The sequence below is a fragment of the Spirosoma migulaei genome, assembly GCF_054776855.1.
Genome location: NZ_BAAHBG010000038.1, coordinates 20,470 through 39,755 on the forward strand (window position 1 = coordinate 20,470; position 19,286 = coordinate 39,755).

Annotated in this window: 19 protein-coding genes; 17 read left to right on the forward strand and 2 right to left on the reverse strand. The window is 48.2% G+C overall.

The annotated features are described in order from the left end of the window. Positions 1-53: 53 nt before the first annotated feature. Positions 54-998, reverse strand: coding sequence for a hypothetical protein (locus ACYVGO_RS33760; protein ID WP_460973127.1), 945 nt, complete (start codon positions 996-998; stop codon positions 54-56). A 464-nt stretch (positions 999-1,462) separates the two neighbouring features. Between ACYVGO_RS33760 and ACYVGO_RS33765 the strand changes: the two genes are divergently transcribed. From ACYVGO_RS33765 to tnpA, 16 genes are all read left to right on the forward strand, one after another. Further along, the gene (locus ACYVGO_RS33765; protein WP_142773715.1) at positions 1,463-2,371 is read left to right on the forward strand and encodes a hypothetical protein; all 909 of its coding nucleotides are present in this window, start codon (positions 1,463-1,465) and stop codon (positions 2,369-2,371) included. Positions 2,372-2,382: 11 nt separating this feature from the next. After that, a complete protein-coding gene (locus tag ACYVGO_RS33770; RefSeq protein ID WP_460973128.1) occupies positions 2,383-2,814 on the forward strand; it encodes a GPW/gp25 family protein in 432 nt (143 codons plus the stop codon). A 69-nt stretch (positions 2,815-2,883) separates the two neighbouring features. After that, a complete protein-coding gene (locus ACYVGO_RS33775; RefSeq protein WP_460973129.1) occupies positions 2,884-4,773 on the forward strand; it encodes a hypothetical protein in 1,890 nt (629 codons plus the stop codon). Between the two features lies 1 nt (position 4,774). Then, positions 4,775-5,710 (forward strand): hypothetical protein, encoded by a 936-nt coding sequence (locus ACYVGO_RS33780; protein ID WP_460973130.1) that lies wholly within the window; start codon positions 4,775-4,777, stop codon positions 5,708-5,710. A gap of 86 nt (positions 5,711-5,796) precedes the next feature. Further along, entirely contained in the window at positions 5,797-6,954 is a 1,158-nt protein-coding gene (locus ACYVGO_RS33785; protein WP_460973131.1) for a hypothetical protein, read from the forward strand. Between the two features lie 103 nt (positions 6,955-7,057). Next, entirely contained in the window at positions 7,058-7,978 is a 921-nt protein-coding gene (locus ACYVGO_RS33790; RefSeq protein WP_460973132.1) for a hypothetical protein, read from the forward strand. A 149-nt stretch (positions 7,979-8,127) separates the two neighbouring features. After that, positions 8,128-10,677 carry an ATP-dependent Clp protease ATP-binding subunit gene (locus ACYVGO_RS33795; RefSeq protein WP_460973133.1) on the forward strand — a complete coding sequence of 850 codons (2,550 nt, stop codon included), beginning with the start codon at positions 8,128-8,130 and terminating at the stop codon, positions 10,675-10,677. 60 nt (positions 10,678-10,737) lie between these two features. Then, a complete protein-coding gene (locus tag ACYVGO_RS33800) occupies positions 10,738-11,040 on the forward strand; it encodes a PAAR domain-containing protein (protein ID WP_142773708.1) in 303 nt (100 codons plus the stop codon). A gap of 35 nt (positions 11,041-11,075) precedes the next feature. Then, a complete protein-coding gene (locus tag ACYVGO_RS33805) occupies positions 11,076-11,522 on the forward strand; it encodes a hypothetical protein (protein WP_142773707.1) in 447 nt (148 codons plus the stop codon). A 108-nt stretch (positions 11,523-11,630) separates the two neighbouring features. Next, on the forward strand, positions 11,631-12,992 hold the full coding sequence (locus ACYVGO_RS33810) for a DUF5458 family protein (RefSeq protein WP_460973134.1): 1,362 nt from the start codon (positions 11,631-11,633) through the stop codon (positions 12,990-12,992). A 50-nt stretch (positions 12,993-13,042) separates the two neighbouring features. Next, entirely contained in the window at positions 13,043-13,423 is a 381-nt protein-coding gene (gene tssD, locus ACYVGO_RS33815; RefSeq protein WP_460973135.1) for a type VI secretion system tube protein TssD, read from the forward strand. 16 nt (positions 13,424-13,439) lie between these two features. Next, entirely contained in the window at positions 13,440-13,982 is a 543-nt protein-coding gene (tssD, locus tag ACYVGO_RS33820) for a type VI secretion system tube protein TssD (protein WP_460973136.1), read from the forward strand. Positions 13,983-14,058: 76 nt separating this feature from the next. Next, complete coding sequence (gene tssD, locus ACYVGO_RS33825; RefSeq protein WP_460973137.1) at positions 14,059-14,430, forward strand: type VI secretion system tube protein TssD; 372 nt, start codon at positions 14,059-14,061, stop codon at positions 14,428-14,430. A 24-nt stretch (positions 14,431-14,454) separates the two neighbouring features. Then, positions 14,455-14,958 carry a type VI secretion system tube protein TssD gene (tssD, locus tag ACYVGO_RS33830; RefSeq protein ID WP_460973138.1) on the forward strand — a complete coding sequence of 168 codons (504 nt, stop codon included), beginning with the start codon at positions 14,455-14,457 and terminating at the stop codon, positions 14,956-14,958. 3 nt (positions 14,959-14,961) lie between these two features. Continuing rightward, complete coding sequence (locus ACYVGO_RS33835) at positions 14,962-16,758, forward strand: type VI secretion system Vgr family protein (RefSeq protein WP_460973139.1); 1,797 nt, start codon at positions 14,962-14,964, stop codon at positions 16,756-16,758. Positions 16,759-16,937: 179 nt separating this feature from the next. Beyond that, a complete protein-coding gene (gene tnpA, locus ACYVGO_RS33840; RefSeq protein ID WP_460973140.1) occupies positions 16,938-17,399 on the forward strand; it encodes an IS200/IS605 family transposase in 462 nt (153 codons plus the stop codon). 53 nt (positions 17,400-17,452) lie between these two features. Here tnpA and ACYVGO_RS33845 read toward each other — a convergent pair whose 3' ends face one another. Continuing rightward, on the reverse strand, positions 17,453-18,214 hold the full coding sequence (locus ACYVGO_RS33845; RefSeq protein WP_142773696.1) for a TssN family type VI secretion system protein: 762 nt from the start codon (positions 18,212-18,214) through the stop codon (positions 17,453-17,455). Positions 18,215-18,447: 233 nt separating this feature from the next. Between ACYVGO_RS33845 and ACYVGO_RS33850 the strand changes: the two genes are divergently transcribed. Continuing rightward, positions 18,448-19,281 (forward strand): SdiA-regulated domain-containing protein, encoded by an 834-nt coding sequence (locus tag ACYVGO_RS33850; protein WP_460973141.1) that lies wholly within the window; start codon positions 18,448-18,450, stop codon positions 19,279-19,281. The last annotated feature ends 5 nt before the right edge of the window (positions 19,282-19,286 follow it).

The following is a 19,286-nucleotide window of genomic DNA, read 5'->3' on the forward strand; positions in this document are numbered from 1 at the left end:
CACAGAGCAATAATCTTTTACTCTGTGCTCTCTGTGGCTCTGTGTTTAAACCCCTACTTCTTGCGCACGAAGAAGGGGCGTATCAGTATAAATGAGATGAGCCAGAAAAATAAAGGCACCAAAACCTGCTCGTAGTCCAGTGAATAATTGACCGACATAAAGTCATTGACTGATTCATCGTAATACGCTTTTAAGGAGTCATTAGGCTTAAGGTGGTCATAATCATCTTCACTAATTGGAATTACCCGCTCCTGTTGCTGGTGCCGGATGGTTGCTTGATAGACATACTCACGCCAGCTGCTAGATTTTGAATTTCGGTACTTTGCGCGCCGATCTGTTTCCAGCACCTTAACCGTAATCTCTTGCCCGCTTGTTTTGATGTGCTGATAATATTGATAATACCTCCAGGTATCGTAGGTAAAGAAAACGGAGGCAACGAATAACTCCGTTACGAGAATGAACCGGGCTATATTCTGTAGAAAGGTCACCGGAATAAGCGTGACAATAACGCCCGTGATCATAAAAAAGGCCGCGGTTGTGAGCACGATGCACAGGAGTAACAGCTTGTTTTCGTTGCTGAAATCACGAACACTAGTCCAGTCAATCAACCGTGATTTTCGTTTCGATTGATCAAACTTAACTTCACTATCCGGTTGGCGAAACCTGTCATAGCCGGGATGATAGAGTAATTGAACCCGATCGCCGGACCCCACAAACTTGCCATCCATAACAAATCGGGTGGTATAGGTTTTACCCTGATAGGAAAACGTAAGGTAGGTGGAGTTGCTTAGTATATCTCGCCAGGAACGTTGCTTCTGATTAGCCTCATCAACCGTTACGGAAATTAATTTACCTTCTCTCACAAATTGACTTTGGAGTCGCGAATCCTGATAAAGTCCCCAGCAAAACCAGGTGACAACACCCAAAATACCGGCGACAATCAGTGATAGCAGGAAATTATAAATACGGCCAATAGACGTAAAAAATTGTTTAAGCATGGATAAGAGCCAATGTAAGAGTACCGATTAGCTAAAGTTAATTGAATAAGAAAGTCAATTGACGAGCCAGTATGTAAACGGTTGCAAAGACCTACGAAAATCATGCTTGTTTACAGTTTATAGTTTGAAAGTAAAATTAGATGTATATGCGTCTTACGAGGACGAGATACATACGGTTAAAAGCGTCCCTTTGCTCTTGTAAATCAGTAATTTGTCTTTTTATTTGATGCTGATCCCGCCTGATTTAGTTAACGGGAAGCCCACCTGCCGAACTTATCTCCGTTTAAACATAAGCCTGTGGTGAAAACCCGGATTTATGCCCGTTGAGTAGCGTAGTTATACGCTATGACGCCGTTTGTTTAACGTTTTACTTTGTCGTTTACGGAACTCAAGCAACTGATAGTTGTCGGGTTGCCGGTGCCGTTACTTGTATGTTGTTATATCCTCGATAACTAATAAATCAAATGACTACTCATCGCTACCTAACTCTATTTTTTCTGCTGGCCGCGAGTATTACAACTGCACAAGCACAGCCCGCAATTGCTTTAAATACCATCACTACGTCAACTGAGCCAGGGGCGACTAAGAAAGCTCCTCTCAGAACGAAAGCCGCTGTTGAATCACCATTCTACATAAAGATTTATGGATTTTATGGATTACTGACGCCAGGGTCGCAAGTGAATTCCAGTACCTCATCAAGTTCGACGGGGGCCGTTACCTCGTTTAAAACGAGCGCTAAAGGATTAGGGGCGGGTCCTCGGGCAGGCATCGGTATTGGCACAATCGTCAGCGATTTTATAAACATTGGCATAGATGCCGATATGCTGTTTGGGCCTACGCTTACTACCGATAATATCTACCAGGGAAGCAATTATCTATACACGAGCACAACCACAACAACGTTCAGAGTACTATCGATAACGCCCAATATTACCTTCAAAGCCTTATCACGGCCCTCGTATTATATCTACAATAGGCTGGGCATTGTTGGTGGTATCGTGCTTGATTATAAAACGGTGCAGACTAGCCTGAACAAGCCTAATGTGGGCGTAAGCACTGCTAATGTATACACCAGTGATTTTACCAAAAACTCGCTGTCCATTGGCTATCAGGCTGCTTTAGGCATTCAGTTCCGCCTAAGTCAAAGCCTGCGTGGGTTTGCGGAGGTAGTTGCCTATAACCAATCGTTCCAGCCGAAAGAGGTAACAAATACGAACGTTAGTACCAGTAGCGGGAAAGTGACCACAACGACTACCGTTACCCAGTATAAGAGTGAAGGCGACTACACAAATAATTCCCCCTATCAGTCAGCTATTTACAATGTTGCTATGAACAGTGTGGGGGTAGGGGTGGGCTTATTATTCCGGTTTTAACGAAGTATGGTATGCCACAGCCCTATTACGCTTTGCCGCTGCGCCTGGATGAAATAGTCGCGCACAAGCCGCACCCAACGTGCTCATTACCACAATCCATTGCCCAAAATCTCTACCTGATGCTGACCTCGCACTTTAACGAATCGAGGTTCGATGAATCGTTTGGCTGTAGTTTGTGGGATGAAGATTTCTCCAATCTGTCGAACAGCCGATGGAAGGAAGATATACGCCAGTCGATAGAGGCCTCCGTGCTTGAGCATGAAAAACGACTTACGCAAGTGCGGGTGCGTGTTGATCTGACGGATCAGGAAATTCAACTCGATCGAACCAACCGACGGGTAAAACGGCGACTTAGTGTCTGGATCGACGGATTGTTGGTACGTACAAATGAACAGTTTTCGTTTCAACGTAGCTTGTTTCTGGCTCCACTTTCTACTGAATAATAAGTATAGTTTTTGGTTCACGAATGGGTCAGCCCACCGTAAACCAAAAACTGTAAACCTCAAACCCATATGACGGATCTTGTTTCTGAAGGCTTTGCCCGTGAGCGCGTGAAGGCCAGGATGCTACGCCGGGCGGCTGAATTGTGGGGCTACGCAGAAACCGACCTGGATAGTTTCGACCCGTTGGTGGCGCTGTTGATCGAGGCCTGTTCGGTTGAGTTTGAGCGGGTATCGGTGGCCATTGGCAATACCCAAACCCGGCTGCTGGACCGTCTGGCGCAGCTTCTCCACCCGGAGCCAGATGTAGCCAGGCCGGCCTTTGGTATCGCGCAGGTTCGATCGGTTGAACCCAGGGCCACTGTAGCAACAACAACGCAATTATGTTTCAAACGGGCAGGAGTATCGCGCACGGATTCAACCAATGCGCTGGAAGCTTTTTTCTCTCCTGTCGAAGCCTATCCAATTGTCGATGGGGCTATCCGATACGTGGCTACCACCGAAACAGTATACCGGGTAGACGAACCTACGCAGAAAACCCCCGTCGCTCAACGCCAGGGCGCACCCGCAATTTTGCCGTACCAATCCCTTTGGCTGGGACTAGAGCTGGCCGAGGGAATCACCTCGCTGGAAGGGGTATCGTTCTTTATTGATTGGGCGTCGGAAACGGATCGGGTTACGTATCAGCCTGCCCTTAGAGGTGGTTCGTGGTGGTTGTCCGGTCAGGAACTTCGGGTCCGTGAAGGATTTTCCAGCCGAACGGTGCCAAAAACGTCGGATTTTCTTTTTGAAAATGAGTTCAATAGCATGTTCAAGGTTGAGAAACAGGCAGTATCGACATTTGAGCGTCATTTTGTAACAGTTGAAACGGCTCCTGCATTTAAATCAGCTGGTATGCAACAGCAGGCGTATCCGACACCAATCGGGCAATGGTTTCCTGAACGGGAGTTACGGGCTCTTCGTGAGCCGCTTTGGTGGATCGAGCTACGATTGCCCCATACAGTAAGTGTGCAGGCCCTGGCTGGAATGATTGTAGGGCTGAACTGTTTTCCGGTCGTTAATCGACGGCTTCACCGGATTACCTATCGGCTTCAGCAAAATCTCAATATCATTCCGCTGGAAACTGACCGATGCTTTTTGGCGATGCGGGACGTCCGCACCAATCAGAATCGCCAGTTAACATCCATTCCACTCGGAAACCTGTCGGACTTAGCGGCTGATACTTATACTGTGCAGTATGGAGTCAGCCGATTTGACGACCGGGATGCCCGCCAGTCGCTGACCAATTTGCAGGATTTATTGCGGGATGAAAGTGCCTCCTTTGCCGCCCTGGGAGAAGATTTTCTAACATCGGTCATTCGGGAATTAAATCAGGCACTGGCCCGACTGGAAGCAAAAGTAGATCAGAAAACGCGTAAACGAGATTCCATCCCTTACCTGATTATCAAACCGAAACAGCCCGGTGATACCGTATTTATTGAGTACTGGACGTGCGATGGGGAAGCGGCTAATAGGGTGCCGGTTGGGAGCCGACTAAGTCCTTATGCGGATAGTTCGATTCGTAAGGAGTCCGGTTTTCTTATGACAACTACCATTGGTGGGCGCGAACGGCTAAAGGAGTCTGAAAAAATTACGCAGTACAAACGGGCCCTGTTGACCCGGAATCGTATTGTTACGCTGGAGGATGTACGGGTTGTGTGTCAGGCCGAGCTAGGGCATCACCTTCAGTCGGTTCGGGTGGAGCGGGCTTTTCGGATAGACCCACAGCCCACAAACGGGTTTCAGCGGTGTATCAAAGTGAGTCTGGAACCGTCGGCAAGAAGTACGTACTCACCAGCAGACTGGGAACAGCAGGTTAAACTAATACAGAATAGACTGGAGTCACAATCGGTTTCGGCCTTACCGTATCAGGTGGTAATTGGATACCTTACAAAAACAGTAACCCATAAAAATAAGCCATAACATGGAGCCCTCAGCCGACTACGCCGAACGTCTGAATCACCTGCCGGTTGACCTGCGGGCAGAGGTTGTATTGGCAGAGATGCTCGACGACGGTGTTTCGCTCGACGACGTGATCATTAATCCGGTTGGTGCCTTTAACCGGGCATTTGGTCGAGACATTAGCCGGACTGAGTGGATTGAAGCCCAGCATCAGTCGAAACGGTGGTTACAGATTGACCTGAACCGGACTGGTCTTTATGACCTGTTGCCGGAGGGAGTTTTTCATCAACCAACAGCAAACGACGCATCATCGACGAAAGAAAGCGTACTGCGCGAAATGGCCATACAGCGTCAGCGTGAGCAGGCGGCCCGGCGGTTTTTTCTACCCATCGAACAGGAGTTTTTTCGGCAACGTGTTCGGATAGAGCAGGGACAGCAAGCGTTCTTATCCGATGCTGATGCGTCTTTGACCGATAACCCGCTGGGTTGGTTCTGGAATTTACCTGATTTCCTGACACCCACCCAGACAAAACGGCTGCTGTACCTATTGCCCATAGTATCCCAACTGGCAGGAGACCTGATCGCCATGAAGGCTTGTTTCGAGCAACTAGTCGAGGAGCGGGTAAGCCTGCAGGTCGATTCGCCAGGTATGGTTTTTTTACAGACCGATACACCAGCATTGGGTCAGTGGGAGCTGGGTACCGATTCGGTGTTTAATGGCTGGCTACATAGCGAAGAACCTATAGTACGCATAACGATACACATCGACCATTCTGACCAGGTGACCAGTTACTTGCCTGGTCAGAATGGTCGACGGCTACTTGAGTGGCTGGCAGGTTATCTTGTGCCGTTAGATACTGACTGGCGCATTGAACTGGATACATCGCAACTAAAGGATTCGTTTTTATTTGCCAGCGATGAGTCGATTGGTCGATTGGATTTTACAACGTATGTATAGAATGAATAATGAATAATGTAGAATGAATAATAAAGAATGAATAGCTTCAGTATGAAACATTATTCATTCAATAAACCCTCTCTAGTATGACTGTACCTGAACTTACTTACCCACCTGTCAACTGGGTCGATGGCATGAAGATCGCCCGTCGGCATTTTACCGAATGGGAAAATTTTATGCATGACCAGTTGCGCGACAGCAACGCCCTGGGTTTATCCCGATTTAGATATGGAATCCTGCCTGCCGAGAATGCGCTTGATATGCAGATTCAGTGCGATTTTAACCAGCAGATTCGGGTGCAATTGCGGAGTTGTCGGGCTATAAGCCCACACGGTGGCCGCATTGATTACTATAGCCCCGCCGATTCACTCACCTGTACAACCTCCTTTGCATCGTTGGCTGAAACATACGGCCTGCAAACGGGAAAACCACAAACCTTCGACGTGGTTCTGACGGTCAATCCGTTCAATCGCATCCCAACCGGCGAACCTATTCTGACGGAAACGCCCCCACGTCATCCCCACACCCGACCTGATTATCGGCTGGATGTGGTACCATCGACGCAGGTACGTCCTGACGAACTCAACTACCAACTGATTGTTGGGCGGGTTCGGTACGGCAATGGCGAAGTGCAGCAGGATATCGATTACCTACCTGCCTGCACATCGGTGTATAGCCTGCCCCGACTTCAACAATGGCATCAGCAGTTTGGGAAACACCTTGAATCGCTGGAAACCAATGCCTATAAAATTTTGCAGCGTACCAAGGAGCGGGATACCAAAAATGCACTACAAACCAGCACCTTACTAATGGCCGAACGGGTAGCCTTCATTCTGGGCGACATCAGTACCCGCTATAGCTGGATTATTCCCTATGAGCCGCCGGTTCAAATGGCCGAAACCTTACTGCGACCCATTCAGGCGGTACGAGTGGTCATGACCATGCTGAGCGGCCGTGAACGGGAAGAGTTCATTAGCTACATCAGTGAGTGGGCCGATCTGACACCGGGGGCGCTGGAAGCACAACTAAATGCCACCCTTCAACTGCCCTATGAGCATACCGAATTAACAACCTTGCTCACGGCAGTAGACACATTTTACCGTACACTAACGAACGTTTTTTACAAACTGGCTCAGTTGGATTTCATTGGCAAGCGCAAGGGGCAAAACGTATTTATCATCGAGCATGAGGTAAAGGAAACCCCGCCCGAAAAACCCCGTTCGCGCTGGAGTCCACTAGGATAGGGCCATTGAATAAGAGTTAGGCACCGCTTACTAAGAGGTCGTCCGTACCTGTCGGAAAATAAGGTAGCATTGATCGATACTTACTAATCTCCTCCACTAACCTATGGAACCGCTTAACAAACCCGAACGGCAGCAGGCTTTCAGTCGATTTTTGGGCGTTTATTGTCTTTCGCTGAGTGTGCCTTTGTTGGCAGTCTACCTGCTGTTCAGCGCACCAAACTACGTATTAAAGCAGGAAAATGCCCGGCTTAACGAAACCCTGACCGAACAAACCCAAAAGCTGATGAAACGGATGGATGGGGTAAGCGCGGATCTTAAAACCATTCAAACCACCGATCAGGCTTACCTGAAAGCAACGGATATAGAAAAGGGAAGCATAAAAAACCAGCTCTCAGGTCTGGAAAGTGGTCTTCAGCAGCAAGTGAATGGGCTTAAAGCCGACACGGCACAATTGCAGCCTCTTAACAAACAACTGTCATATGGCATCATTGGCGCATACGATGCCGTATTGACCTATCGTAATAGCATCACCTATCTGCGCGACCTGCTCGAGAAAAAGGGCATCGACGCAAGCCAGGTCGATAAACTAACGGCAGCGCTCACCCAGGCTCGCCAGGAAAATGAAATGCTGAAAATTCTGGCAGCTAAAACAGCCGCACCAGCCGCAGCTGCGCCTGCTCCGTCGGGTGGAGGAGGGCCCAACTACCTGGCACAGTTTCAGGAATGCACGGGTAAAATGGTAGCCGCCCAAAATCGGATTAATGAACTGACGGCGCAACTAAAAGCAGCTGGGGCTACGATTCCGGCACCCGCTCCGGTATCGGCTGGTGTTTCCCGGGCAGATGTTGAAATGGACATTGTAGACCGTTGCGAGAAAAAAGCTGATGCCACCAACCGTCCACCCCTCTGGCGACGACCGCTTTATGAGTTTGCGATGGAAACACTCGAGAAAAATACCCGTCCCGACGCCAAGCAACGTATTACGGCAATCAATGATAAACTGCGCCGGTTAGGCTCTGACTAAAATAGTGTCATTGATTGTCATTAATGGCCATTGGTTGTCATTCCTTGTAAAAATCAATGCAACCCAAAATTGACTACCGAATAACTATTAATGACAATCAATGACAACCGAATAACCATCAATGACAAAGCACTAAATCCCTTATTCTGATGGCGTACACGGAAAGCGTAAAACGGGCCATACAGATTGCCCAGGCCCTCTCAAAAGAGTACCAGAACGAACTATTCGCTCCGGCGCATTTGCTCATGGGTCTGTTGCATAATGAGGTCGGAATGGCTTCGTGGCTGGCGGTTATTGGGCAGGATGTGCCTTACCTACGCGAGTGGGCGGAGGTAAGGCTGGAGGCCAGTCCGAAATCGAGCCGATTATCCCCTAATCCACCGGGCGATGAGCAGGTGAAAACCGCTATGGAACTGGCCGATCTGGTAGCCATGCAATTGGGTAAAGCGCAGACAGATCCCGTTTGTGTGCTGGCTGCTCTGTTGAAACCCGGTGTAGCGTTTACGGCTGAGCAGCTACGCAGCTTGCCCATCACACAGGCCGAACTGATGCAGGCGGCTTTGGCGGATGCCGATGTACAAACTGCCGTAGCGTCCGATAGTAAAGAGACTGGTCAACAGAAATCCAGTTCATCAGCATCGGCAACACCGGGGCAAGCGCTCCTTCGCTATTGCGTGGATAAAACAGCCATGGCTGCCGAAGGCCGGTTAGATCCAATTATTGGCCGTGACCGGGAAGTACGTATGATGACGGAAACCTTAGGTCGGCGAACAAAACCCAACGTTATTCTGGTAGGCGAACCTGGGGTTGGCAAAACAGCTCTTGCCGATGGTTTTGCCTTAAATATAGTGGCAGGACAAGTACCCAATCACCTGCAAAATGCCCGGTTGCTCGAACTTGATCTGGGTGCGCTGGTAGCAGGAGCTTCCTACAAAGGGGAGGTAGAGGACCGGCTGAAAAGCATCCTGAAAGAACTGAAACAGGATACGAAGATCATTCTCTTTATCGATGAAATTCACCAACTGCTGGATAGCCGGGGGCCGCTGGGAACGGGCGTGGCTAACCTCCTCAAACCCGAACTAGCCAAGGGAAATCTGACGGTTATTGGTGCCACAACCCTCGATGAATACCGAAAATACATTGAAACGGATGAGGCTTTCAGTCGTCGCTTTGATGTACTGCGTGTGGAGGAACCGAACGTGGAGACCGCCATTCGGATGATTCAACGATTGGTGCCTTTCTACGAAAAACACCACCAGCTCAGTGTAGGCACCGATGCCGTGGCTGAAGCGGTAACCCTGGCCAAGCGATATAGCCGCAATCGGCGGTTGCCCGATGCCGCCGTTGACCTGCTCGACCGTACGCTCTCGGCAGTACGGATGATCAGCGAACGAACACCTGCCGAAGTGGCTCAACTGACGGAACAGCTCGATGCCTTGATCGTCAATAGTGAAGGGACAGATTCCCTGCGCGACCTACGCTATCTGCATCAGGAACTGGAAAATAAAATCAGCCCGATCTTACTGGCGAATCTGACAGCGGATGCCGCAACCGATGAGGAAGCTGTAACTGATCCGTTTGAAACGGCTTCAACCTTATCCGACCATATCCGACAAACTCTGGGTCGCCTGACGGAGATGATGGCTACGGCCAAAACGAGTGTCGATCGACACGACGTGGCGGCTGTGATTTCTCACAAAACGGGTATTCCGCTTGGCAAAATCCAGAGCCAGGAGCGTGATAAACTGCTGGCGATGGATGAGGTACTGAAAAAGCGGGTGATTGGTCAGGATCATGCCGTAAAAGCTGTAGCCGATGCCATTCTGGAAGCTCGCTCTGGGCTGACGAAAGCGGGTCAGCCCATTGGTTCGTTCTTCCTACTGGGGCCAACCGGCACCGGAAAAACCGAACTGGCAAAGTCGCTGGCCGATTTCCTGTTCAACGACGAGTCGTTTCTGATTCGGTTCGATATGTCGGAGTTCAAGGAAGAGCATTCGGCGGCTCTGCTTTATGGTGCTCCTCCGGGCTATGTTGGCTACGAAGAAGGTGGTTTGCTGGTGAATAAAATCCGGGAAAAACCGTACTCGGTGGTGCTGTTCGATGAGATCGAAAAGGCGCATCCATCGGTATTCGATATCTTCCTCCAAATTCTTGATGAGGGCCGCTTACACGACCGTCTTGGAAAAGAAGGCGACTTCTCCGACGCTGTTGTTCTGTTTACATCAAACATCGGTAGTCAGTTAGTTATCCAGCGTTTCGGTGAGGGGCAGATTCCGACGACCAACGAATTAATGGAGTCGATGAGTCGGAATTTTCGGCCCGAGTTTCTGGCCCGCCTGACCGAGATTGTACCCTTTGCACCAATCTCCGAAGAGAATGCGATTCGGATTTTCAGTCTGCATCTGCGTGGACTGACTGATCAGCTCACCAAGCAGGGAATTACGCTCGACTTGACGACTGAAGCTCGTAGGCACCTGGCCTTGTCGGGCTTCACTCCTCAGTACGGTGCCCGGCAACTAAAGGGTGTCATTCGAAACCAGCTTCGGCGACCTATTTCGAGGATGATCATTGCGGGCGAGGTAACCAAAGGATCGGCCATTCAGGTCGGGCTTCAGGGAGACGACTTACAATGGGCCATAACGCATGAGGAAACACCCTTATCACAAGTGCCAGAAATGAATCCGGTATTATCAGGCTAGTTGAAGCTCTTACGCTGACTAGGCTAACAACTTTTAACAACACTTGACAACTAACAGACTATGCCACAACCAGCCGCTCGCTTAATGGACATGCATGTTTGTCCTATGCAAACACCCGCCGTAGTTCCTATTCCACACGTAGGTGGGCCAATCATGGGGCCGGGTATGCCAACAGTGCTCATCGGTGGCCAACCGGCCGCAGTTATGGGCGATATGTGTACCTGCGTAGGTCCACCCGATGTAATTGTAAAAGGCTCGGCTACAGTTCTCATTGGCGGCAAACCAGCCGCCCGAATGGGCGATATGACTGCGCATGGCGGCAGTATAGTGGCTGGCTGCCCAACGGTTATGATTGGTGGATGAATTGATTTCTAATTTTTTACCTAACTGCGTAAACTATGTTTGACTACGGAATTGGTGGACAGGAGCGCAAGCTCAACGTTAGCGAGAGTATCGTTGACATTCCCCAGAACAAAACCCTCTTGATTGAGAAACTGACTGCCGACCCCTCGTTCCGTCCGGAAGTGGTAGAAGGTCTAAAAACAGTAGGTGAGGTATTCGCCCATTTCAAGCCGGAACAGGAAGTTGAATTTGATACCGAAGAAGGCAGCACCATTAGCGAAACCCTGCGATTTAACTCACTGGCTGATTTTGGCAAGAAAGGGATCATTGCCCAGAGTGAATATTTACAACAACTGAACATGACGTTTGAGGATTTTCAGAAATACGTCCGCCAACTCAAGTCGAACAAAATCCTGAAAGCAATGCTCGAAAATCCCGATGGCAAAGCGGCCTATATGGCGGCCATTCAGGCCATGATTCGTGAACTGGAAGAAGCCCAATAATTAGTTTGACGTTTGTCGTTCGCAGTTTGAAGTTAGCTGCTACGAGTATCATCGTGCGTCAACCAACTTCGAACGTCAAACTTTGAACCTGAAACCCTAAAAAACTACATGGAAGCACAGGATAAACCAGTAAAACTAGGCGAAAAGACAGCAGTATCGACCCTGTCACTCGATGAGAGCTGTACCAAACTAGCTAAATACGGAGGCTTTTCCATTCTGGAAACTACTCTGGATGGCGTACAGAATTTGAACCCTGAGAAAAAAGCCCGCAAAAAAATCTTTCTGACTGAAGAGGCCAAGAAGCAGGAGCGTGCCGATTTGGCCAAGCGACTGCATCTGATGCTTGATCTATTAAGTAGCGCCGATACCGTGGCCGAACTGGCCGAAACGGCACAGAGTAAAGCTGAAGCGGCTCAGACGCTGTTGAATGAAAATCTGCGTCGGGCGTTTGAGGCCAACCGTGGTCTGGAGCAGTCCTATCGATCGGTGGCGAGTTTTTACGCCAATACCGATCAGGATAAAGCCAAAAACGTCAACATCATGAATGCCGAGCCGGAGCAACTCACCGACCTCGACAATACAACCTTTATTGATGCAGTGGCTGAAGAATTTGCCCGGACGTTTGACCGGCTTGATTTACGCGACAGCTACTCCCTGCTGGTATTGCCCGGCTATCTGGGCTCGAAAAAAGTCGTGGATAAGTGGGCGCAGATTGCGCATAAGAACAAGGTTATGCTGGTAACCGACTTTCAACATCTGGATGCGCCCGATGATGTTATCGATCTTTTTGAATCGGCCGATCTGACGGGCGGAGATGCCTACCTCTCTAACGTAATGATGACCTGTAACTGGCTTGCCGGACGGGGGAAACATCAGGATGTTGGCGAGGAAGAAGATCTCTACGTACCCGGAGCAGGTGCCTTAGCCGGAAAGCTCTATGCCACGGTTATGTCGCAGGTGTCGGCTGGGCGAAAGCACGGGGCGTTGAACGAAGCTGATGGCGTGCGATTTCCGCTGAAAAAAAGCGAAATCTCGGCGCTGGAGAAAATGGGCCTGATCCCTATGGTGAATGAGTATGGTAAGGTGATGCCCTTTTCGGCCAAAACGCTCTTCAACGGCGACAATGTTGGTTTACAGACCTATTCCGTCGTGCGCGTTTTCGACTATATCACCAAGGTGCTGATTGATTTCCTGAACCGTCGGGCATTCGAAAATTTCAATACCAATACGCGTATGGACATCCAGAAACAGATCATTAAGTTTCTGGATAGTGTAACGGGGCCTGGTAAGCTCATCGAGAAGTTCAAGTTGCTACGGTTTGAGCGCGACCCTAAACAGAAAGACCGTATTCTGCTCGACATCCACATGGTGCCGTATTTCCCGGCCAAAACGTTCCTGCTTAAGCTCGACGGGCAGAAAGGTGACGATCCCGATTCGGCTGAGTGGAAAGCGGACTACGACCAGGAATAGATTGCTGGTAGTCACTAGCTCAGATTTTACTATCTCTAAACGTTATACATATGCCTTCATTTAAAGCAGAACTCGAAGTTGAGGGGGTAACGCACCCTTTGAACCGATTACATTTTTATAGTAATAGAAAGCGGGACGCAAGGGGGCGCCCTTCTTCAAAAAGTGCCTGGATAGTGGTTGCAGTCATAGATGTTACTGAGGATAGCACCATAACCGGTTGGATGATCGATAAAAACGGGCACAAGGAAGCCAAGATTACCTACTATAATGCTGATGACGATAGTGTTCTGAAAACGTGGACACTGAAGCAAGCTATGTGTTATTCGATGACGGAAAAATTTATTTCCGATGCCGGGTTTATGTCGACTACCTTACTCATTGTAGGCGATGAGATTACCAATGGGAATGCATCTCTAAAATACGACGCTTAATAAAAAACTTCTAGCTATGGCAAACAAAGCCACCTTAAACGTTTCCGGTGAAGAATTTACCGTACTCGAATTTTCGTTAAGCCTCAAGCAGAAATACAACGCTCAGGGAAAGCCGGCATCAGGTGTTTATCTAGGCGATTTTTATATGGTTCTCACGGCAGAAAGTGACTTCTTCTTTGAGTGGCTGGCCGACAATACCCGGATGGAAAGTGGTAAAATAACTACGTATCAGTCGGATCAGGATGCTAAGTTTATTGAATATGCATTCGAGAAAGGGTTCGTCACCTCTGTTCTGGAAAGTTTCCATGCCGAAGACCCGCTGGGAAATACATTTAATCAGATTGGATCGATAGAAGACGTAAGCAGTACCACATTTGAACAGGCAATGAACGTATTAAACGATGCGAAAGACCCTGATGTGACCTATTTTAACAGTCAGCGAAATATGCTTAGGGATTTCCAGAAGCGTACGGGTACCCCTTACTGCCTATTTGTGACAATGTCCAGCGAGAAACTTAGAATACGTGATGTTGAGCATGATAACAAATGGCTCGGGTAACACCTGGGCAGATGGTCCAACCGGGCCATCTGCTCTGTCGTAAAAATATGATTTCACGATTACTCTTATTCAAATCATGACTTTTGAAGGAACCCTGAATGTGGATGGCACCGCCTTTACTATCCATTGGATGATGCTACAGATAACCCGTGATGAGGATAAGCGGGGTATACCTGCATCCAGACCCGATTGGAGCCTGGTAGTCAGTTTAGATGCTATGGACGACAGCACGATTAAAAGCTGGATGATTGATCCGAATATGCAAAAAGATGGCAAGGTGATTCTAAACAGTATTGATGACCCGGGTACATTTAAAGAAATCGAATTTAAAAAAGCCATCTGTGTCAATTACTTTGATGAGTTTTTTGCTGACGTTGACTACCTCAACACCATCATTAATATCACAGGCGGGGAGGTCACGATAAATAAAGCTACGCTACATGTTTAAGCCCTATTTTAACCCCTGGACCAGATGTCATTTCAGGCTACCTTAACCGTTGATGGTAAAAAATTCAATGTGTTGCAATGTACGCACCTGATGGTGCAAAATTATAAGCGGGGTAAGGCCACCTCTGGTGTGCGGGGGGGCACTATTATTTTGATTCTAGACGGTACGGATGATGACTTGCTAGGCGACTGGGTTACGGGACCGACTGTTAAAAAAGACGGTGAGATTGTCTTTGATCGGATTGATCAGAAATCATCTTTGCAAAAGCTGGAATTTCAGGAAGCCTACGCTACGCAGTACTTTGAATTTATGTCGTCCCACGATATCAGTACCGATAGTGTTTTAGCCGCTATGGAGGATTACTTTAAATTAGATGTAACGACGGAGAATGAGAATGATAAGCGAGCAATAATCAATCGGAGAGCGTTGGTACGATTTGCCGAACGCACGCGTACCAGCAACTGTATTTTGTTAAGGCTTTCAGCTCCGAAGATCAAACTCGATGGTATTGACCATCAAAATACTTAATCAATGGCCAAGCAGGTCGTAACACACGTAGAGCTTGAAGGAGGCAAAGAACTGAAAAATGTTTCAGGCTTGTCTATCGAGCAGGACTTATTCGGCCACCATACGTTTGAACTGTCGGTGCCATTTGAAGATCTGGAAGACGCCAATGAATTGTTTTTTCATGAGTCACACCGAAACGTTGTTGGCAAAACCATTCAGTTCTCGTTTGATCCACTACTCGAAGAAGGCTCCTTTGACTTTAAGTTTAAAGGCATTGTAACTGAGCTGGCGCTGAAAAATACCAGCGACATGTCGAATGTGTTCCTGCTCAAAGGGTATGGACTTACTATCCTGCTGGAAGACAGTAAACTACGCCGAACGTTTCTGCAATATAGTTTGGGTGATATAGTCAATCAGGTACTAAATCCCTATCCCAATAACTTACTCAAGCGGTCAGTTGATGCCAAGTCGTCTGAATCCTTAAAATACGTAGTCCAATACGACGAGACGAACTTCGAGTTTCTGGCGCGGCTGGCTGCCGAATATGGCGAATGGTGTTTCTACGATGGTCAGCAACTGGTATTCGGCAAACCCGATGACCATAAGGTTGACTTTAAAGTAGATGGCATGCAAACTTTTGCCATGAGCCTTCGGGTTATGCCTGCCAAATTTCTCTATAGTCGCTACGATTACATGGCCGATGAGACCTATGAAAGCCACTCGGACAACCAGCAGGTGAGTGGGCTGGGCCAGTGGGGCGATTTTACGCTGGATGAATCGGAGAAAATGTTCAGCCAGGAGTCACAATTGCCCTTACCCAAGCTCGTGTATGGCCAGAGCGAACTGGATGAAATTGCCAAGACACAAAAGGCAATGGAAGCCAGTCGTCTCGTTGATTTTCAGGGATTTGGTGAAAATCCGGATGTGTCGGTTGGGACGGTCATCTCCGTAAAAGGCTCTCGCATTACCGAACGGGGTACGTCAGAAGAAAACTTCGGAAGTTACCGGGTTACCCACGTATCCCATTCGCTGGATAGCAGTGGAAATTACTCCAATACGTTCCGGGCCGTGCCTGATTCGGTGACTTACCCGCCACCCAACCCATCATTTAAACTACCTACTGGCAAACCTGAACTGGCCCGAGTTGTTGATAATGAAGACCCAGAAAAGCTAGGCCGTGTGAAAGTTGAATTTATGTGGCCTGGCAACGATAAGGAATCCGACTGGCTACGGGTGGGGCATCCCTACACGGGCGATGGTGAGGGCATGCTGTTTATTCCTGAAGTGGATGCACAGGTCATGATCGGTTATGAGTCAAACCTGGCCGAATACCCCTTCATCATGACCAGCCTATACCCGAAAAATAACAGTGTCGATTATACCCAGCGCGATAATGTTCAGAAGGCTATACAGACCAGAGGTGGCAACAAGATTAGCCTATACGATAAAGACGGCGAGCAAAAAATAGAACTGACCAACGTCAATAAATCCGATACACGTGTTCTGTTATCCTTCGCCGACAATGGCCAGATTACCATTGAAACTCAGGGTGATATTAAAATTTCGGGGAAAGATATTGAGGTGAACGCTACGAATGATATCAAACTCGAAGCTCAAAATAACATTGAGCTAAAAGCCACTAACGGCGTAAAAATCGAAGGAACAGCCAGCGTCGAACTTAAAGGTGCCCAAATCAAAGCCGAAGCCGACGCTACCGCCGAAGTCAAAGCGAACGGTCAACTCTCGCTCCAGGGCGCACAAACCTCGCTCAAAGGTGATGCCATGGTGGAAGTGAAAGGGGGCGTGATTATGTTGAACTAAGGTTTGCCATAGCAGCATCGGTCATACCACCACTGAAGTGATGGGTTACAGTATCGGCCATCCCTACGGGATTAGTGGAATTTGAAAATCCCGTAGGGATGATCGATATTGTAACCCACTACGTCAGTAGTGGGACATAACCGATAGCCTAACCAAACAAGGGATGACCGATACAAATTATGGCAAATACCTATCATCAAGTTTATATTCAGTCTGTTTTTGCAGTCAAGTACCGGGCGGTCATTATTGATACTGCCTGGCAGAACGACCTCTTTGCCGTGATTGGTAATTTAATCAATGAAACCGGCTGCCAATCGATTATCGTTAATGGCGTTGCTGACCATGTTCATTGCTTTATCGGCCTGAAGCCAACTGTATCCATTTCGGAGTTGATGAAGGCTGTCAAAGCCAAATCGTCAAAGTGGATAAATGAAACCGATTTGACGCCTTCGCGCTTTGAATGGCAGGGAGGCTATGGGGTATTTTCCTACAGCCGCTCACATATTGACAATGTGTACAGGTATATCCAAAATCAGGCTAAACACCACCGAAAACAGACGTTTCGGGAAGAGTATCTCAACTTTTTGAGGAAATTTGAGGTGCCGTATGATGAGCAATACATCTTTGCGGATTTGATCTGATCAATTCAAAATAGCGATCATCTCCCTGTTATTGTGCGGATTTACTATTGGCTTTACTCCGCCCGCATGGCAACAATGGTAGCGTTGTCGGCTAAACTGTTTTGATTGAAATCGAGTGCTGGGTCCAGATAAACGGGGCGCTGCCACCAGGCCGATTTTTTGGTGAATACCCAGCCGAAGGGGCGGCCGGATGGGTCGGCGTAGTGAATTGGGCTGGCTGGTGTGCGTTCGTTGTAGTCATTGATAAACACCAGAAACAGATCCCCCAGGTTCATGGCAACGGGCGCTTTCGCCTTAAAATTTGTAAAATTCGGGTCATTCGGCGTCTTCAGGAACTCGAACTGAATCACTAAAATCTTTGATAAATCCAGCAGATCAACATCGGGCATGTCGCCATTGATGGGGTAGTACCATTTCCGGTAATTGGCGGGTGGTATTTCACGATAGTAGCGGTAAGCCTGCACCACTAAAAAGGGAATTAGGAACGGTATCAGGCTGGTTACAAAAGGCCAACGGTCGGCTAAATAGCCTGTTTGCTGGTAAATAATCAGGGTAAATACAATGCCTAGCAGGAGCACAAAGAGCGTACCCAGGAACCCCCAGCCGAACGAAGCGAACAGGGCGGGAACAAAGCGCGGGCTGAGCCAAAGATGGAGTATGCCGATACCCAGTGCCAGTAATTGGGCAAGTAAGTAATACGATTGAAAGTTAGTGCTGTCGAGTGTGCCCGCAAAACCTGCCGCGCCCAGCAGCAGACCGACCACAATGCCATACAGAAGCCCCGGAACTCGTTTTGCAAAGGATAAATTGGGCATTATTGGTAAAAATTATTGATCGTTGGTAGTCGAATTCGTTCGTATTGCAATATGGTCGAAAAATTAAAAGAACACATCAAAAAGTCAACGAAGGGACAATAAAACTGGTCATTCAATCACTAATCCCTATTAATGTCCCACTGATTTTAGAGATAGTAAACTAAGAAATATCGTCGGGTTTGCACGATAAACCGACACCAACGTCTACTTTTAGGGGAAATCCCCTTCGTTTTATGAATCGTTTTTTTCTGGGCGTTATGCTCACTCTTGCAGGCTGTGGGCCATCGTCGAAACAGAATGAGAAACCCGAAGCCGGAACGCTCGAAGCTCCGTTTAAACTGCCTTATCAGTTAAGTAAAGCTGCCGAAACCTATACCCTGCCTAAAGAACTGACCGAAATATCGGGGTTAACATACTACAAAGGAGACAAACTGCTTTGCGTTCAGGACGAGGAGGCCGTTGTGCATGTTTTTGATACAAAGAAAGGTAAAGTAACGAAGGACTTTGGCTTTGGCGGCTACGGTGATTTTGAGGGGATCGAATACGTCAATGATGAAGTGTATGTGCTGGAAAGCAATGGGAATCTATTCCGCTTCGCGCCCGAATCGACAAAAATTGGCCGAACCAAAACCGACCTGCCTAAAAATACGGAAGTGGAAGGGCTTGGCTACGACCCCAAAACCAAACGACTCTTGATTGCAGTCAAAAACGGCGAAAGATCGAGTGACAAAGCGGTGTACTCGTTCGACTTGCTGAACAGGGCCGTTTTCAAAGACATGAGTCTGAATGATGAGCAACTCAAAGCCGCTGGCATCGACCCCAAAACCTACAAGCCTTCGGGTATTGCCGTTCACCCAATAACTGGTGAGTGGTACATACTAACCTCGGCTGGCAAACGTCTGCTGATCACCAGCCGCAGGGCAAAAATCATCTATTCCGAATCTCTCGATCCTAAACTATTTCGCCAGCCTGAGGGTATTTGTTTCGCCCCCAATGGTGATTTGTTTATTGCCAGCGAGGGTGCCGGAAAGAAGGGATCTATTTTGAAATTTGCCTATCACAAGTAGGTTCA

Bases quoted from the DNA above. Each gene is read 5' to 3' on its own strand.
- ACYVGO_RS33795 (WP_460973133.1), top strand. From the start codon at position 8,128: ATGGCGTACACGGAAAGCGTAAAACGGGCCATACAGATTGCCCAGGCC.
- ACYVGO_RS33780 (WP_460973130.1), top strand. From the start codon at position 4,775: ATGGAGCCCTCAGCCGACTACGCCGAACGTCTGAATCACCTGCCGGTT.
- tnpA (WP_460973140.1), top strand. From the start codon at position 16,938: ATGGCAAATACCTATCATCAAGTTTATATTCAGTCTGTTTTTGCAGTC.
- ACYVGO_RS33810 (WP_460973134.1), top strand. From the start codon at position 11,631: ATGGAAGCACAGGATAAACCAGTAAAACTAGGCGAAAAGACAGCAGTA.
- ACYVGO_RS33805 (WP_142773707.1), top strand. From the start codon at position 11,076: ATGTTTGACTACGGAATTGGTGGACAGGAGCGCAAGCTCAACGTTAGC.
- ACYVGO_RS33785 (WP_460973131.1), top strand. From the start codon at position 5,797: ATGACTGTACCTGAACTTACTTACCCACCTGTCAACTGGGTCGATGGC.
- ACYVGO_RS33845 (WP_142773696.1), bottom strand. From the start codon at position 18,214: ATGCCCAATTTATCCTTTGCAAAACGAGTTCCGGGGCTTCTGTATGGC.
- tssD (WP_460973138.1), top strand. From the start codon at position 14,455: ATGTCATTTCAGGCTACCTTAACCGTTGATGGTAAAAAATTCAATGTG.
- tssD (WP_460973135.1), top strand. From the start codon at position 13,043: ATGCCTTCATTTAAAGCAGAACTCGAAGTTGAGGGGGTAACGCACCCT.
- ACYVGO_RS33790 (WP_460973132.1), top strand. From the start codon at position 7,058: ATGGAACCGCTTAACAAACCCGAACGGCAGCAGGCTTTCAGTCGATTT.
- ACYVGO_RS33760 (WP_460973127.1), bottom strand. From the start codon at position 998: ATGCTTAAACAATTTTTTACGTCTATTGGCCGTATTTATAATTTCCTG.
- ACYVGO_RS33850 (WP_460973141.1), top strand. From the start codon at position 18,448: ATGAATCGTTTTTTTCTGGGCGTTATGCTCACTCTTGCAGGCTGTGGG.
- ACYVGO_RS33835 (WP_460973139.1), top strand. From the start codon at position 14,962: ATGGCCAAGCAGGTCGTAACACACGTAGAGCTTGAAGGAGGCAAAGAA.
- ACYVGO_RS33775 (WP_460973129.1), top strand. From the start codon at position 2,884: ATGACGGATCTTGTTTCTGAAGGCTTTGCCCGTGAGCGCGTGAAGGCC.
- ACYVGO_RS33765 (WP_142773715.1), top strand. From the start codon at position 1,463: ATGACTACTCATCGCTACCTAACTCTATTTTTTCTGCTGGCCGCGAGT.
- ACYVGO_RS33770 (WP_460973128.1), top strand. From the start codon at position 2,383: ATGCCACAGCCCTATTACGCTTTGCCGCTGCGCCTGGATGAAATAGTC.
- tssD (WP_460973136.1), top strand. From the start codon at position 13,440: ATGGCAAACAAAGCCACCTTAAACGTTTCCGGTGAAGAATTTACCGTA.
- tssD (WP_460973137.1), top strand. From the start codon at position 14,059: ATGACTTTTGAAGGAACCCTGAATGTGGATGGCACCGCCTTTACTATC.
- ACYVGO_RS33800 (WP_142773708.1), top strand. From the start codon at position 10,738: ATGCCACAACCAGCCGCTCGCTTAATGGACATGCATGTTTGTCCTATG.